Origin of the sequence: Burkholderia sp. Se-20378 (genome assembly GCF_017104665.1) — a bacterium.
In the GTDB taxonomy this organism is placed as follows: domain Bacteria; phylum Pseudomonadota; class Gammaproteobacteria; order Burkholderiales; family Burkholderiaceae; genus Burkholderia; species Burkholderia lata.
Genome location: NZ_JAAGPG010000192.1, coordinates 1 through 14934 on the forward strand (window position 1 = coordinate 1; position 14934 = coordinate 14934).

General features: G+C 54.5%; 15 protein-coding genes and 1 pseudogene. 4 read left to right on the forward strand and 12 right to left on the reverse strand.

Features of this window, described 5'->3' with window-relative positions; all coding sequences use genetic code 11:
- Nucleotides 1–99 (forward strand): IS3 family transposase (locus G3N93_RS20250; RefSeq protein WP_206132485.1); only part of this gene is annotated, 99 nt, incomplete at its 5' end.
- 154 nt (nucleotides 100–253) lie between these two features.
- On the opposite strand, the pseudogene G3N93_RS20255 reads toward G3N93_RS20250, so the two are convergent.
- From G3N93_RS20255 to G3N93_RS20265, 3 genes and pseudogenes are all read right to left on the reverse strand, one after another.
- Nucleotides 254–1360: pseudogene (locus G3N93_RS20255) on the reverse strand (IS3 family transposase).
- Nucleotides 1361–1476: 116 nt separating this feature from the next.
- Nucleotides 1477–2019 carry a FlhC family transcriptional regulator gene (locus tag G3N93_RS20260; protein WP_307873421.1) on the reverse strand — a complete coding sequence of 181 codons (543 nt, stop codon included), beginning with the start codon at nucleotides 2017–2019 and terminating at the stop codon, nucleotides 1477–1479.
- The gene (locus G3N93_RS20265) at nucleotides 2016–2339 is read right to left on the reverse strand and encodes a flagellar transcriptional regulator FlhD (protein ID WP_174985475.1); all 324 of its coding nucleotides are present in this window, start codon (nucleotides 2337–2339) and stop codon (nucleotides 2016–2018) included. The genes G3N93_RS20260 and G3N93_RS20265 overlap by 4 nt, the downstream gene beginning before the upstream one ends.
- Before the next feature lie 439 nt (nucleotides 2340–2778).
- On the opposite strand from G3N93_RS20265, the gene G3N93_RS20270 reads away from it, so the two are divergent.
- Complete coding sequence (locus G3N93_RS20270; RefSeq protein ID WP_241011401.1) at nucleotides 2779–3375, forward strand: response regulator transcription factor; 597 nt, start codon at nucleotides 2779–2781, stop codon at nucleotides 3373–3375.
- Nucleotides 3376–3782: 407 nt separating this feature from the next.
- Here the strand turns inward: G3N93_RS20270 and G3N93_RS20275 are convergent, their stop codons facing one another.
- From G3N93_RS20275 to G3N93_RS20295, 5 genes are all read right to left on the reverse strand, one after another.
- Nucleotides 3783–4970, reverse strand: a complete 1188-nt coding sequence (locus G3N93_RS20275; RefSeq protein WP_206121426.1) for a lipid-transfer protein — start codon at nucleotides 4968–4970, stop codon at nucleotides 3783–3785.
- A 19-nt stretch (nucleotides 4971–4989) separates the two neighbouring features.
- Complete coding sequence (locus G3N93_RS20280) at nucleotides 4990–5865, reverse strand: transporter (protein WP_174985469.1); 876 nt, start codon at nucleotides 5863–5865, stop codon at nucleotides 4990–4992.
- Between the two features lie 77 nt (nucleotides 5866–5942).
- On the reverse strand, nucleotides 5943–7484 hold the full coding sequence (locus tag G3N93_RS20285) for an AMP-binding protein (RefSeq protein WP_206121425.1): 1542 nt from the start codon (nucleotides 7482–7484) through the stop codon (nucleotides 5943–5945).
- A 27-nt stretch (nucleotides 7485–7511) separates the two neighbouring features.
- Complete coding sequence (locus G3N93_RS20290) at nucleotides 7512–8633, reverse strand: DUF5938 domain-containing protein (RefSeq protein WP_206121424.1); 1122 nt, start codon at nucleotides 8631–8633, stop codon at nucleotides 7512–7514.
- Nucleotides 8634–8667: 34 nt separating this feature from the next.
- Complete coding sequence (locus tag G3N93_RS20295; RefSeq protein WP_206121423.1) at nucleotides 8668–9471, reverse strand: SDR family NAD(P)-dependent oxidoreductase; 804 nt, start codon at nucleotides 9469–9471, stop codon at nucleotides 8668–8670.
- A 285-nt stretch (nucleotides 9472–9756) separates the two neighbouring features.
- Between G3N93_RS20295 and G3N93_RS20300 the strand changes: the two genes are divergently transcribed.
- Nucleotides 9757–10374: a TetR/AcrR family transcriptional regulator gene (locus tag G3N93_RS20300; RefSeq protein WP_206121432.1), complete on the forward strand. Its 618-nt coding sequence runs from the start codon at nucleotides 9757–9759 to the stop codon at nucleotides 10372–10374.
- Nucleotides 10375–11224: 850 nt separating this feature from the next.
- Here G3N93_RS20300 and G3N93_RS42475 read toward each other — a convergent pair.
- From G3N93_RS42475 to G3N93_RS42250, 4 genes are all read right to left on the reverse strand, one after another.
- The gene (locus tag G3N93_RS42475; RefSeq protein ID WP_206121422.1) at nucleotides 11225–11566 is read right to left on the reverse strand and encodes an aldehyde dehydrogenase family protein; all 342 of its coding nucleotides are present in this window, start codon (nucleotides 11564–11566) and stop codon (nucleotides 11225–11227) included.
- The gene (locus tag G3N93_RS20310; RefSeq protein WP_206121421.1) at nucleotides 11545–11865 is read right to left on the reverse strand and encodes an aldehyde dehydrogenase family protein; all 321 of its coding nucleotides are present in this window, start codon (nucleotides 11863–11865) and stop codon (nucleotides 11545–11547) included. The genes G3N93_RS42475 and G3N93_RS20310 overlap by 22 nt, the downstream gene beginning before the upstream one ends.
- Nucleotides 11832–12152, reverse strand: a complete 321-nt coding sequence (locus G3N93_RS20315; protein WP_206121420.1) for a hypothetical protein — start codon at nucleotides 12150–12152, stop codon at nucleotides 11832–11834. Before G3N93_RS20315 ends, G3N93_RS20310 begins: the two co-directional genes overlap by 34 nt.
- Before the next feature lie 818 nt (nucleotides 12153–12970).
- Nucleotides 12971–13114 (reverse strand): hypothetical protein, encoded by a 144-nt coding sequence (locus tag G3N93_RS42250; RefSeq protein WP_241011400.1) that lies wholly within the window; start codon nucleotides 13112–13114, stop codon nucleotides 12971–12973.
- 358 nt (nucleotides 13115–13472) lie between these two features.
- Here G3N93_RS42250 and G3N93_RS20320 point away from each other — a divergent pair.
- On the forward strand, nucleotides 13473–14934 hold a 1462-nt coding region (locus G3N93_RS20320; RefSeq protein ID WP_206133796.1), incomplete at its 3' end, for a GMC family oxidoreductase.

The following is a 14934-nucleotide window of genomic DNA, read 5'->3' on the forward strand; positions in this document are numbered from 1 at the left end:
GACTCTTACATCCGCTGGTACAACGCCAAGCGGATTAAGATCTCGCTTGGCTCACTGAGCCCGCTCGAATACCGGGAGAGCCTCGGACTCGCGGCATAAACCAGTCCAAGATTTTAGCCGCACCCCCTTCTGGGGAAATTACGTCCGAGGTTGACACCCACTCGAAGTGACAATGTAGGGAGTCGCTTTAGCGTGGTCATTGTCTTGCGGACCTGGTCTCACAGGTCTGTCGTGCCGACGACGCCCCCCGTCTTCAGTAGCACTGGGCTTTAGAGTCCGGGCGGGAATTCAACGCTTTCTCCGCCAGTTTCCGGGCGTAGGATGTGGGCGTTAATCCGCCCAGCGATTTCTTCGGCCGCTCCTCGTTATATTCCCGACGCCAATCCTCGATCACGACCTTGGCGTGCGACAGGCTGGTGAACCAGTGTTCGTTCAAGCATTCGTCCCGGAAGCGCTCGTTAAACGATTCAATGTAGGCATTTTGGTTCGGCTTGCCCGGCTCGATCAGAAACAACTTCACGCCCCGCTGATGCAACCAGGTCAGCATCGCCCGACTACAAAACTCCGCGCCGTTACCGGTCCGAATCGCCTGCGGCAAACCGCGATGCACGGCCACGCGATCCACAATGCGCGTTAGCCCATGCCCGCTGATTGCACGCTCCGGCACAATGGCCACAGCCTCATGCGTTGCTTCGTCGACCACGGTCAAACTTTGATCACGCGGCCTTCCGCAGTTCGGTCAAACACAAATCCATCGACCAGACTTGGTTGGCCGCTGACGGCCTCCACAGTGGTTGACGGTCCGAGGCCGGCACCTTTCGGCGCACCTGCAATTTCTCTTCTGCATACAGCCGCTCGACCCGCTTGTGATTCACCCTCTGGCCCGACTGCCGCAGCTTCAGATAAATCATCCCCGCGCCGTAACGGCGATGCCGCTGAGCCAGTGCCACAATCTCAGCGCGCAACGACACATTGTGATCCGGAGCGGGCTGATGAGGGTAGGCGCTGGCGCTCATGCCGATAACCTGCAAGGCCCGGCGTGCACTCAGGTCTCGCTGCGTCATATGGCGCACCACCTCTCGGCGTGAAGGGGCGCTAACCACCTTTCTCGCAACGCCTCGCGCGTGACCTCGTCTTCCAGCAGTGATTCGGCCAGCAGCTTCTTCAGCCGGGCGTTCTCGACCTCCAGCTCCTTCAGGCGCTTCGCGTCGGACACGCTCATGCCGCCGAACTTGCTGCGCCACAGGTAGTAGCTGGCTTCCGAGAAGCCGTGCCTGCGGCACAGCTCCTTGATCGGGATCCCCGTCTCCGCCTCCCGCAGGAAGCCAATGATCTGCTCTTCGGCTAACCGCTTCCTCATGTCCAATCTCCTGACTACTTGATTGGACTCTAAATCGTCGCGCTACTCAAATCGGGGGAGACGTCGCCGAGAATCTTGTCGACCATCTTTATTTCTACGTTTCTATTCAAGTTCAACTACCGCTTTCGACTTCCACTAGTACGTTTTCCAGCGCGTGCTGGCGGTCGACACGACACACAGACCCGTTTGCGACGAGTGTCATGACGGTAAGCGATGAACTTCGCACCGCACTCAATACACTTCGTACACGATAGATCTCCATTTTCGACAAAGCGAATAAGCAACCAAGCCCTTGTCATGTCGAGAGAGGTACAACACCCTGCAACATAGCACCGTTCACTGTACAGGCTGTATGCCTTCACCAGAGCATCTACCCTAGAACACTTGGCTTTGAATCGTAAAAAACTATAGATAGTATAAAACAGTGACGCATGAATATTCGCAATCCAAGTCAAGTACCAATCGCTTGAAAACGGAAGCAAGCCTTTTGGTGGGGACACTCCTCTAACCTCGCGATATAACCTCAAAAGTCGATCGCGTGGCATTGCTAGCTCGATCTCTAGCATTTGCGGACGAGCACCCAAACGAATCATTGCCACGGCGTCTAGAATATCTTGCGCGCCATGGACCAGGCCATCCGAATTTGAGTCGCTATTCACGTAGCATCCTGAACGTGTGGTTCAGAACTTGCGAGTGCCGCTGCAGCATGTAAGTGGGCGATCTCGGCAGACGCATGTGATTTCGAGAGCGCCAAAAACGTTCCACATCGATTCAAACGCAACACACACACGAGCTGCCCCGCGGAGGCCAAATTCATCATTCGTTTTATGGGAAGCTCCTCGATTACGCTGGCAATCTCCGGCGTCACACCGAGTCGAAACATCGCCATCGCACGGTCTGATTTCAGTAATTTTTGGGCCAACCATAGGTAAGAAATATTCAGATCTCTTATAGCATCGTGTTCGTCAAGAATGTTCATAATAAACCTTGATTGCAAGTTGAGCCGAATCAATCTAATAAGGCCAGCCTTTTATCTCGGCAATTAACAACAAATATTATTCAATTCCGCCTTCATCAATCAATGAATTCGATACCAGTTCGTAACATAAAAAATATCCGCACCACCATAATGCTGCGACCACATGAATTTTGTCGTATAGTCAATGTTAAAATGATTCGAAGATATAAATTTTCAATTTCTTAAACTTTAAAAAATCCACCAATCTTACAATTAGTACTACGATTCATATGACCCTCCGCAAAACCAGTGTTGATGATGGTGATTCAGTTGTAAATCAGACCAATAGGGCGACGTAGATCGTCCAAAGGTCTTAGGACTATCATAAAAGGTCGCATAAACGTGGCAATTTTTTAAGAATTAATCTGCGAGATATTTGAATTTTATGAAGATACTGATCATGAGTGACCATCCAATTTTGCGAGACGGAATCACCGCCCTGCTGCGTCAGGACAATGACAAGGTGATTGTCCGTCACGCGCATGATGTTGATGAAGCAGCGACGACCCTAAAATCGGACGGAGATCTTGATACTGTAATATTCGATATACAACGAAATGGAATCAATGACTTGAATTCTTTGTCGTCTATTACGCATTCGCGGGAAGATATCCGCATAATCGTACTGTCGCCCTCTGAGAAACCCGAAGATGTTCGTGCTGCGTTTGCGCAAGGAGCTTTTGGTTATGTGCCGACATCTGCCGATACACATACGCTACTCTCTGCCGTAAAGATGGTCCTCACCGGTGAGCTCTATGTACCTCCGCTGCTACTAAAGCGTGCGGCGCCTTTGTTCTCCCAGGTCTCCCAATTAACGCCGCGCCAACTTGATATACTAAGATGTCTTGGTGATGGAATGCCTACGAAGGTAATCTCTAGAACGCTCGGGATATCTGAAAAAACGGTCAAGACGCACATTACCGCGATTTTCAAAGCACTGAAAGTAAGAAATCGCACACAAGCGGCGACCGTAGGGCGATTAGCAGGCCTGATATGAGTTCGCTTCTTCCACGAGGAACGCTGAATGCCGCACTTGCGAACTAGTCCGCTGAGATTTTGATAATGATATTTATTTAGCCACTTTAATCACGGATTTAAACTCACTCGACCGACACAACGCGATTAAAGTACTGAGCAGAAACGCCTTACTGTCCTAGGTCGTGTGTCTTTGAGATACGGACCACATGGAATTCAATTTACTGGCGATCGCTATGACATTTGAGACGCTATCGACCATGCCTAGCGCTCACGGATAGCCTCACTAGTGAGTCAATAGCGAACGAATGCAGCAAGGTTCTAGCGGCACCATGCATAACGCTCGATAGGCATCTTCCGCGGTCAAATTGGCATTGTTTGGCTAGCGGGCATGTGTATACGAGCGGCGCACCCTACCAAGATATCTGGTCAGCCTACGTCTCGACGATACATAGTCACGACGCACGCACCACCCAGTCCGATGTTGTGAGCTAACGCCAAACGCGCGCCCTCGACTTGCCGACCGTTCGCCTCCCCCCGCAATTGCCAGACTAGTTCCGCACACTGCGCCAGTCCAGTTGCACCGAGCGGATGCCCTTTCGACAACAGTCCGCCTGATGGATTGGTAACGACCTTGCCGCCGTATGTGTTGTCGCCATCACGAATAAACTGCTCAGCACCGCCCTCGGGACAAAGTCCCAGCGCCTCATAGCTGATCAGCTCATTACTTGTGAAGCAATCGTGCAGTTCAACGACGTCAAGCTCCTCTGGCCCGACTCCGGCTTGTTCATAAACCTGTCTAGCCGCAGCGGCTGACATGTCAAACCCGACCATCCGAATCATTGATGCCGGCTCGAAGCTACTCGGGTAATCCGTGGTCATTGCTTGCCCCGCAATATAAACAGTGCGCGGATGCCCATGACGCTTCGTGAATTCGTCCGAGCATAGCACCGCGCAAGCGGCACCACAGGTCGGTGGGCAACATTGGAACCGCGTGAGAGGATCGAAGATCGCACCGGAGTTCATTACCTGGTCTAAGTCGAGTGGTTCACGGAACAAGGCATAAGGGTTGCGGGCTCCGTGCTTGCGTGCCTTTACCGAGATCATCCCAAACGTCTCTCTATGGACATCGTAGCGCTCGATATACTCCTTTCCTGCGCCCCCAAACATTCGCACGGCGAGCGGAGCAGATGTCCCGCCTTGAATTGAATCTGCAACCGCGAGATGGCGCTCAAGGGGCGAATCGCGGTCATTAAACTTTGTCGTCAACGCGCCCTTTTCCATTTGCTCGAATCCGACCGCCATTACACATTCGGCAGCACCGCTTTCGATCGCCTGCTTTGCAAGCCATAGCGCGGTAGAGCCCGTTGAACAATTGTTGTTGACATTGATGACCGGTATGCCCGTCATACCAATATCGTAGACCGCACGCTGGCCGCAGGTCGAATCACCGTAGACGTAACCGGCGTAGACTTGCTCGATCTCCTCGTACGAGATTCTTGCGTCGTCGAGTGCCAGCCGCGCGGCTGTCGTAGCCATCTGATGATACTGTAGGCTTGCACCCGGCTTCATGAACGGTACCATACCAACCCCAATGACATTCACGCGACGATTCATGTCGTACTCCTTTTCGAGCTTAGAAGATTTTCATCACACGCAGCTGCACACTGTAACTGTTCTTAAAGCCGCCCTCTGTTGAGATTGCCTTGCCGAGCATGCCGGCAACTTGCCACGTCGGCGTCAGCATGTGACTCGCAAACAGTCTCAATTGACTTGTGCTAGTCTTTTGTCCTGTGTAGGCGTCGTTCACATACTGCTTTCCACCGAAATTACCCGCGTAACCGACCGATACTGATGTTGCCGGGGTGAACTGGTATCGCAGGTAGGACTGCAATTCGATTGACGGTCGCACCGAAATGCGGTAACCGCTATTGTCGTGCCCTGGTTGAGCAGCAACGTCGACGGCCACATCGAGGAAGAGGTTCCGCCCCAATCCTTGGATAACGCCAAGCTGCGGTGTGAACACAACTGTTCCAGCACCGGCTCCAACTCGGCCGTAATCATATTTCCCGGTCGGTACGGAAAAATATGCAGTGAACCCAACGGTTGTTCCGTACTGAGGATCCTGACGGTTAACAAGGAACGCAGTTGCGCCAAATGTGAGGTCACCGAGCCCGTTGTTGGTCGGCAGCGGGCTGCCGCCAACTTTCACGTCGGTCAGCTTCGCGAATGGAAGAAATGCCTGGAACGCCACAGGAACCCCGCCGATCTGGGTGTAGTGCAGCACCCGAGCGATACCGACGGTTTGGTCAAGACTAGAGTCCGGTACTCTGCCAACTCCATCAAGCCGAAAATTGCTGCTTGGTGTATAGCCGATGTAGCCAAGCGCAAGTGTGGTTCCAGGCGGCAGTACCGTGTAATCGGCCGGAAAGATGTCAATTGCCGATGCGGCCTTCGAGAACGCCAACAGAGAACATACGGCCAGAGTTGACGGCGTCAACTTCACCTTCATGTCTCACTCCATTTAATAAGTGATCCGAAATGGTCGACTCGTGAACTATAATTCATGAATCTATTGGAGCTGCTTTTCTATCCCGGCGTTGACTCGTTTTTAAGCTTCACTTTCACGTCTGGCTTAGAAATCTTGCCGACCTTTGACCGCGGGAGATCGTCCCAAATCTCGATCTGTTTCGGCGTCTTGACGCTTCCAATTCTCTTTTTTACGAAATTTTTCAACGCTTCTGCGTCAATCTGCTTACCGTCACGTGGCTGGACAACTGCAACTACTCGCTCACCCCATTTTTCGTCCGGCACTCCGATCACCGCACAATCACGAACGTCCGAATGAGCAAGCAGCGCCTGCTCGACTTCAATGGAGTAGACGTTAAAACCTCCCGTGATAATCATGTCCTTCGCACGATCGACGATGAATAAGTAGTTGTTTGCGTCAAGATAACCTACGTCGCCGGTGTGGTGCCAACCGAAAGCCGATACTTCCTTTGTTGCTTCGGGGTTTCGGTAATAACCCTTCATTACCAATGACCCTCGTACAACAATTTCGCCTTTCTCCCCTATTGGTAGCAGTCGGCCTCGGTAGTCCATGATTCCCACCTCGACGAGTGGTGTTGGCCGCCCTGCCGACCCCAGTCGCTCAAGGGCGACTGTGCCGTCGGCGTTATAGTGCTCCTCAGGCGGGAAAGTTGATATCATCATTGGCGCCTCCGTCTGGCCAAACAACTGAGCCATTGGGCCGATCCGTTCAAGAGCTTCTAAGAGACGATCGACAGATATGGGCGCGGCCCCATACCAGAAACACTGCAACGAATCGATGCACGTTGACGGCAATTTGGGATGATCAAGCAGCGTGTAGATCACTGTCGGCGGTAGGAAGGTATGCGTAACCCTTTCGCGTTCAATCGCAGCGAGAAACTCGCCGACGTCCGGATGCCGCATTACGACGATTCGACCGCCAAGTGTCATAATCGGAAAGCACAATACGCCAGCGGCATGCGTAAGTGGCGCGAAGGCAAGATAGACCGGCCGGCCGTCGAACGGGTAACTCATCAAAGTCAGTGCCGTCATCGTTTCTAAGTTGCGCTCGGATAACATGACACCTTTTGGTACTCCTGTTGTACCACCCGTACCAGGCAACATCACGACGTCGTCTACAGGTTCTCGCTCGAAGGGTGTGTCGGGCAGATCGCCGAGCCAGTCATGGAGACTCCGCGCGAATGGTAGCGCTGCGTCGAGGCAGATCACTAACCGTAGTGCTGGCAGATATGGCAGCATTTTCTCGACCATCACCGCATACTTGCTGTGAAACAGAAGCGCACGGCATTCGAAGCTTGCGAGTACAAATCCATTCTCGGCAACTTCATTGCGGGGATTGATTGGACACCAGACACAGCCTGCACGAGCCACACCGAATACGCACGAAAACGCAACCGGATCATTGCCAGACAGGATGGCAACGTTATCACCAGCAGCGACATCGTCGCGTACAAACGCGCGTGCGACTCGATAAGTCAGACGCTGCACCTGGACATATGTGAGCGTCTCGTCCTCGGTGACAAGGCAAGGTTGATCGGTGCCGAGCGACGCCCCCTTGTCGAGATAACGGGTCAAACGCATGACGATCCTCCCGATAAGTGCGGTGCGTCAGTCTTCAATAGTCAGAACAGGTTTCATCACTAAACCAAAACTGCGCAACTGCCCGAGCAACTCGCGATGACCAAATGCCTGGCACCCGGACGCGAAACCAATTTTCTTCGGTGACGTTTGTAGTAATGACATTGCCGCATAGGCCTGCAACAGTCCTGTCTGCTTGTAGTTGCTGTTTCCGTGAATTACGCAGTGAGCACGCCCCAGTGGGCCGGACGCATAAACTGAATCAATTGAGCGATTGACGCGAGGATTCTCGCGCGGCGGCATACCGCTCTGTACCGATGCCGCTACCTTGCCGAGCGCCTCTTCCTGTTGCTCCAGCGGCAGTGTCTTGATCTGCTCTTCATAGAGTTTCACCGTAGCGATGACCCCTTCCATCACTTCGCGGGCAAATACTCCTGCCGCGACCTTTACATTTGCCACTCGGGGATCGTCTTTGAACCAGACCGGATGGCACGTCCCTCCCCAAGGTAACGCTAGACCCAAACCGTGTTGCCCGGGAATCACCACATCAAATTTCGTTGAGAGAGGCCATTCCTTGTATTCGTTCTGTTCGAGATAGTGCCACTTGGCTTTTAGGATTGTGAAGATGGTGGCGACCGATGCCGTGGTTGGAAATCCACTGAACAGCGTGAGTATGTCCAGCGTATCGAGCCCAGGTACCTCAAGGCAAAGTTGCGCAGCAATCTCGCCCGTTGTATACATGTGTGCGATGCCCGGTGCGAGCAGCAATTTTTTCAGCGCAAATGCTTCACCCCAGCGTTCTTTCGCGAGCATTACCCAATCTTGTTCTCCGGTGGTATCTGAATAATGGCAACCGGCGGCAAGGCACGCCTGGACCACTTCCGATCCGTATTTGATGAAAGGGCCCACCATGTTGCTTACAAAGCGTGCACCGCTGAACAGTTCTGTAAGCGCTTCGATATTGTGCTCGACACCTACGACGTCATAGCTTGCAGTTTCGATACCTGGAATCCTTTCGACCACCTCCTGGACTCTCGCCTTATCCCGCCCAGCGGCAATGAACGGTATGTTGTATTCGCGCAAATATTCGCAGACCAGACGGCCGGTATACCCCGACACTCCATAGACGACTACGGGCTTCTTGTTGCTCATGACTCCCCCATTAATGTAATCATCGCTTGCCGATTCACATACCCATGCCGCCGTCTATCGGCATACCGATACCGGTTATGAAACGGGCATGATCGGAACATAGAAATACGATCGAATCGGCGATCTCCTCAACCGTCGCAAGACGCCCGAGGGGCGTTTGCTCAACGACCGCCGACACTGCGCTGCCGACGTCTGGGGCGAGGCCATTCGAGACGATGTCCGACGCGAGCTTCATCCCCATCTCAGTTGGGGTAAGGCCGGGATATACGCAGTTCACTCGAATTCCGTAACCGAGCTTGCCTGCCTCCATTGCAGCTACCCGAGTCATCCGATCCACCGCAGACTTTGTGGCGGAATATCCCGCAATTGCGGGATATGCGATCGTCGCGGCGACTGATGACACATTGACGATTGCACCACCGTGTCCGGCGGCTCCGCCGGGGCGCATTGCCCCAAATGCATGCTTCAGCCCGAGCCCGACTCCGACAATGTTGATATCGCACATCCGACGCAAATCTTCAGCCCGAAGGTCGGAGATGAGCGATGTGATCTCGATACCAGCGTTGTTAATCAGGATATCGAACCCTCCCAACTCACTAACCATCGCATTGACAGCAAGTGCCCACTGCTCATCGTCGGTAACGTCAAGTGCCACCGCGCCCACACGTGTGCCTGTCTGTGCGATACCGCGCGCAGTTTGCGTTGCAACATCAACTAACACATCACCAAGAAGTACATCCGCGCCTTCTTGTGCAAGTGCCTGCGCCACACCCGCACCAATGCCGCGCGCGCCACCAGTCACTAGAGCTTTACGCCCGTGAAGCCTTCCATTTGTCATGTCTCCCTCCACGCTCCAAAGATTTCCGGACGGGGTCGCCGGCTCGCCTCCACAACGCCTAACCAACTGGAAAGTTTATTTTTACCAAATGGTTAGATTTCTTTGTGCGAATGTCAAGAATTTTTTTTACAGGCGTCCGCTTTTTCTTGACATGCACATCTTCGCTTTGCACACTGTGGCCTAGGTCTCATACGGCGCATGCGAGTTTGGGCACATGCGATGTGATTGTTGTGATTGATGCGAGGCAACGAAAGGATGATGAGGCAGGCTGAGACTGGACGCGTGATGGCGAAACAACGTTCTGCCAGATCGAGGCGTGACCCGATCGATAAGTACGAGGCACGCCGCGTGGAACTCGCGGAAGTCGCGCTACAAACTCTGTCGGAGCTGGGGTATGCGAAAACGAGTTTGCGCGAGATCGCACAAAAGTCTGAGTACACCCACGCGGTACTGCACTACTATTTTGAAGACAAGCTAGATCTCATCCGATGTAGCATTCGTCATTTCAAAGCACAGTGCGCGACACGCTATGATGCGGTGGTGGAAGCCGCGCAGTCGCAGGACGAATTGATGCAAGGCTTCCTCTGTAAGCTTGAAGAGACAATTCGTAATGAGCCGCAAATGCATAGCCTTTGGTATGACCTGAGGGCTCAGGCGCTGTTCGAGACCTCATTTCGGGACGTTGTTACTGAGATTGACAAGAGCCTCGAAGACATGGTGTGGCGCGTAATCACACGTTATGCGGAACTTGGCGGGAAAACGGTCTCAATTTCGTCAAGCGCCGCGTATGCACTGCTCGACGGATTATTCCAGAAGCACTTACTCCGGCACGTGTCGGATGATCCGAATGCCGTCCGAGACTTAATTGAGGAGGTCCGAGTCCTGTTGCCGAAGCTTGGATAGTATCTGCCGAGATCGAGTTATAAACGATTAATAAGCAGATTTCTAATAATCGCAGCGACGAAATTTCGTTGTTGATACCTCCGAGTACTCTCGGCAATTTTGCACTTCTTGTGAGATACGTGACCTCGGAAATATCCACAGTTGTTGCACGCGTTTCGGTTTAACTCGACTCGCGTCGGCGGCATCGGGTCGCATGATATTTTGGCGAAGTGATGAATCGAACTGACTTGCCAATCTGAAAGAAGCGCGTGAGAAGGAGGCCAAGAACTATTGGAACGTAACGACACGTCAATCGATCTCGCCAATTGTTGCATTACTCTTGATCTCCACCAAGCCACGAGCGCAATTTGAAATTGACCTCTATAGTTCGCCAAACGCTCACAAGAGCGCTTTCTTTAACATTCTAGTCCGTTGCGGAATTCCAAAATCATTTGGCGCTATGTCTTGCGGTAGCCCGTCGCGAAGAGTTTTCTCGTGAACTAATGGTCGATGTCGATCGAGTCGTAGAGTCTATTTCTCGCCTTTTCACCTACTGGCCGAGGCGCGTCACATCGATGCCGCGCCACGAGCCCACAAAGGTTCTAGCATGCAGTGGGGAGGAATGTTCTGACCGCCCTCGCCGATCAATGCGACGAATCGGGTTTCTTAGCGATAGTTTTGAGCCTGCGACCGGCGCGATCGCATTGGCCAGCAGGCAGAAGAAGAACGTCGCGAACACCCTTTTTCACGAGTATTCCCCGATGGTGCCGCGCGAATCACTTCCACCATTTAGCGACGGCCTCGACGTTAGATTCGGCTGGCGGTAAGTCAAGTCCATCACGCCACCACGTTGACGACTTTCTTCTCGACATTACGGTACATTTCCTCGCGCCCTCTTCCCAGTCGACACCGCTGTTCTTGAGGCCGCCCCATGCCACGCCAAGGATGTGCGTGTTGCTGCGGTTGACGAACCGCCCGTCATCAGCCGCGCACCGTGCGTCTGCGCCGACTCGAGAAAGCTCATCACGTGGTCGTATCTCTTGCGCGAATTGATCGGACCCATACTCGTGTCGGGTGACATCGGATCACCGGCGCGAATCGGGGCCACGCGCTCGACGACACGCGCGAGTACGTCGTCGTAAATGTAGTCGAGCAACAGCAGCCGCGAATTGGATTCACGCGACGGCCCTGTCAAGACAAATTCGTCCCGCACACTGCACTCTCCGCCGCTGCGTCCGGATCCGGAAACACGATCATCGGGTTCTTGCCCCTAGCTCGAGCGTCACGTGCTTGCCCCTGACTTCGGCCGCACTGCGCTGGGATCACTAGCTCCGTCGGCACGGCCCCGATCAGCGCAAGCTGCTTCACGTTCGGATGGCGCACCAGTGTATCGCCGACCTCCGCTCCCATGCCGTTGACGATGTTGAACACGCAGGCCGGGAATGTGTCACGCGCGACCTCACCAAGCACGAGCACGGTCAGTGGCGACGTTTCGGGCGGCTTCGCCAGCATGGTGTCGCCGGGTACGAGCGCGGTTGCGGCCCGCTCAGCGTGAATTCGATGGTGTAGTCGATGCAAACGGTGCCCGGCGCCATGTCGCGCGCCAATAGGTGGCATTGCGGATCCTTGTCATGACTGACGCTGACGTAGCCGAAGGCATCGACGATGCTCAGGTCGAACAGGATGCGGTTCGCACAAACTAGAGAGTCGACGAGCGCAGGGCCCGTCGCCTCTTGGAGATGGCCGGCATCGTCTACTAACGGCGCGCGGCTACCGGAATGGTTGTGAAGAGTATGCATGATGAAGGACCTGATTCTAGTGTGACGAAGGCTTACGCAATCACGTTCCGGCATCCATCGATGCTTACACTCGGCGGTCAGACACGTGTGGCGTTTTGCGCAAACATCTTGCAATCGTAGGATCGAGTCGAACACCGTCTATTATCCATATCCGACTATTTAGATACTCAATTTCTTGTGATCTGATGAATTACGAACAGTATTGGGCCAGGCTAAGTCGAGGATGAGCTGGACCAGTTCGGTCTGAAAGGCCGCAAAGCGCTTATCTTCGCGATGAACCAGATAAATTGGCACCCTCATGGAGATATCGGTATGAGTAAGGACTACTAACTCGCAGCGACTAACGTCTGAGCGCACTGCAGATTCGAACACGAAGCTCACACCAAGGTTTGGTCTGACAGCGCATTTCATTGGTTCCCGGGGCCAGAGCTCCGTTACGGCATTGCGTTTTTCCAAATCGTGCTCGCGCATCAGTGCCTCTTCCAACTCGCGCCGCGCTGATTGCGTGGTGTACTGACGAATGGGATCCGACGGAAGTCAAGCGTCTCTGCCTTCTGTCCAGCCCTCGAGCTCGGAGCGCCTGTCACGAGTATGAGTTCGTCACGCCATAGCGGCAGCGCTGTCAGACCATCAGGGTCCTGAATTACCGCAAAATCGCACGTGGCCACCCGTGTCGCATTGGCTGTGGCCTAAGGCGTCATAATTTGGTCTCTCACAAGGCCGCGCCGCTGTCGACGATGAAAATTCGCGATCAATGGCGGCAGTTCATAGGACCCGATGGACATCGACGTGGCAACCGCACATTCCCAATTTCGCCCTCACAAAGCGACGAGTTCGCGATCGACTTCGCGGGTGCGCTTGATTACCTCGATCGCCCAACGGTAAGTGTGTTCACCGGCTTCGGTGAGCGCGATATTGCGCCCGGCGCACTTCAAGACCGCATAACCGAGACGCCTCTCCATACTCCGTATATGCGCAGTGACGAAAGGTTGCGCCACTCAGAGCTGACCGCCGCTTGGGGGACGCTCCCAAACTCTACGAACGTGCAAAAATCCTCGAGTCTTTGAAACGTAAGGGACGGATCGCGGCTGCGCATAAGGACATCTCCCATACTTAACGAACTATCAAACCCCACTCCATTTCCTATTTGAAGATATAGTTTAGGTTGCGCACAATCGAAGGAACCAACCTAGTGGCCAGAGTGTGGGCCCGTCTTGGAGGCATCGTGGTTCATTCGAAAGAGACTTTCTCCGTTCGCAGAAATCCTGAGCTGCGAGTACAAACTGATCGGTCGGTTCCGTGGAAGCCCGAGGAGCGGCGATGAAGACCGATACGTATGACTATGTGATCGTCGGCGCAGGCTCAGCTGGCTGTGCGTTGGCCTACCGACTCGGTGAGGACCCGAACGTCCGCATCCTTGTGATCGAGGCCGGCGAGCAGGATCGATCACCGTACATCAAGGTACCGCTCACATGGGGCCAGATCTTGAAGAATCGGCTCTACGATTGGGGATACTGTACGGAGCCAGAACCGGGAATGGACGGCCGTCGCATCGAATGCGCGCGCGGCAAGGTAGTGGGTGGTTCGTCGTCAATCAACGGCATGGCGTATGCACGCGGCGCGCGCGAGGACTACGAAGGTTGGGTTAGCGAATTCGGTCTGACGGACTGGTCGTACGATGTGGTGCTGCCGTACTTTAAGCGCTCGGAATCCTGGGAAGGTGGGGAATCTGCTTTGCGCGGCGGTCGCGGCCCTCTTACCGTGATCCGACTTGATTATCGCGACCCATTGATCGGTGGCTTCCTTAAGGCGACGCATGCGTGCGGCTACTCGGAAAACGATGATTACAACGGCGAATCGGTCGAAGGCTTCGGACCAATGCAGGCCACCATCCGCAATGGCCTCCGATGCAGTGCCGCAGTTGCATACCTCCGCCCGGCGCTTGAGCGCGGCAACGTCACACTCGTTACAGGCGCACTGGCTAAGCGGATCGTTCTAGGCACTGATAGGGGCACACCCCGCGCCACCGCAATCGAGTACAGCCGTGGTGGAGCTAACTACTGCGCCGATGCGCGCCGCGAAGTTGTCCTCTGCGGCGGCGTGATCAACTCACCGCAACTCCTGATGCTATCCGGCATCGGCGCTACCGACAACCTGCGCGCGCACGGCATCCGAACGCAAATCGAACTGCCCGGTGTGGGGGCCAATCTCCATGACCACATCGTGTTCGACCTACGCTGGAGCCGCAAGGAACCCGGCCCGCTCCACCGAATGATGCGGGCCGATCGGATTGTGTTCGACGTCGCGCGCACGCTTTTAGGCGGCAACGGTTTCTCAAGCAAGATTCCCGCCGCCGCACTCGGCCTGGTTCGAAGTCAGCCTCATCTTTCGCTACCCGACGTTCAGCTGATTCTCGCTGCCGGCGCGATGAACGCGGCGCCATACTTCGAGCCGTTCAAGCGAGCCTACTCCGACTCGTTCGCGATCAAAGGTATATTCCTCACGCCGGAAAGCCGCGGGCGCGTGACGTTGAAGTCGGCCGATCCGGCCGAGCATGCGCGGATCGAACAAAACTTCCTCGCCACCGAGCACGATCGCATCGCTGCGCGGGAGATGTTCCGGCGCATGCGGGAAATCGGCGCCCAGGCAGGGCTGCGCCCGTTCATCGGCGAAGAGATTGCGCATGGCGCACAGGTGCAAAGCGATGCGGACGTCGACGCATGCATTCGCCGTATCGCGATAACCCTTCATCACCCGGCTGGCACGTACCGTATGAGCTTCA

What these genes read in the sequence shown, in the direction of transcription:
- G3N93_RS20265 (WP_174985475.1), bottom strand. Translation starts at nt 2,339, where the DNA reads ATGAACATTCTTGACGAACACGATGCTATAAGAGATCTGAATATTTCT.
- G3N93_RS20270 (WP_241011401.1), top strand. Translation starts at nt 2,779, where the DNA reads ATGAGTGACCATCCAATTTTGCGAGACGGAATCACCGCCCTGCTGCGT.
- G3N93_RS20275 (WP_206121426.1), bottom strand. Translation starts at nt 4,970, where the DNA reads ATGAATCGTCGCGTGAATGTCATTGGGGTTGGTATGGTACCGTTCATG.
- G3N93_RS20280 (WP_174985469.1), bottom strand. Translation starts at nt 5,865, where the DNA reads ATGAAGGTGAAGTTGACGCCGTCAACTCTGGCCGTATGTTCTCTGTTG.
- G3N93_RS20285 (WP_206121425.1), bottom strand. Translation starts at nt 7,484, where the DNA reads ATGCGTTTGACCCGTTATCTCGACAAGGGGGCGTCGCTCGGCACCGAT.
- G3N93_RS20290 (WP_206121424.1), bottom strand. Translation starts at nt 8,633, where the DNA reads ATGAGCAACAAGAAGCCCGTAGTCGTCTATGGAGTGTCGGGGTATACC.
- G3N93_RS20295 (WP_206121423.1), bottom strand. Translation starts at nt 9,471, where the DNA reads ATGACAAATGGAAGGCTTCACGGGCGTAAAGCTCTAGTGACTGGTGGC.
- G3N93_RS20300 (WP_206121432.1), top strand. Translation starts at nt 9,757, where the DNA reads ATGGCGAAACAACGTTCTGCCAGATCGAGGCGTGACCCGATCGATAAG.
- G3N93_RS20310 (WP_206121421.1), bottom strand. Translation starts at nt 11,865, where the DNA reads ATGCTGGCGAAGCCGCCCGAAACGTCGCCACTGACCGTGCTCGTGCTT.
- G3N93_RS20315 (WP_206121420.1), bottom strand. Translation starts at nt 12,152, where the DNA reads ATGCATACTCTTCACAACCATTCCGGTAGCCGCGCGCCGTTAGTAGAC.
- G3N93_RS42250 (WP_241011400.1), bottom strand. Translation starts at nt 13,114, where the DNA reads ATGGAGAGGCGTCTCGGTTATGCGGTCTTGAAGTGCGCCGGGCGCAAT.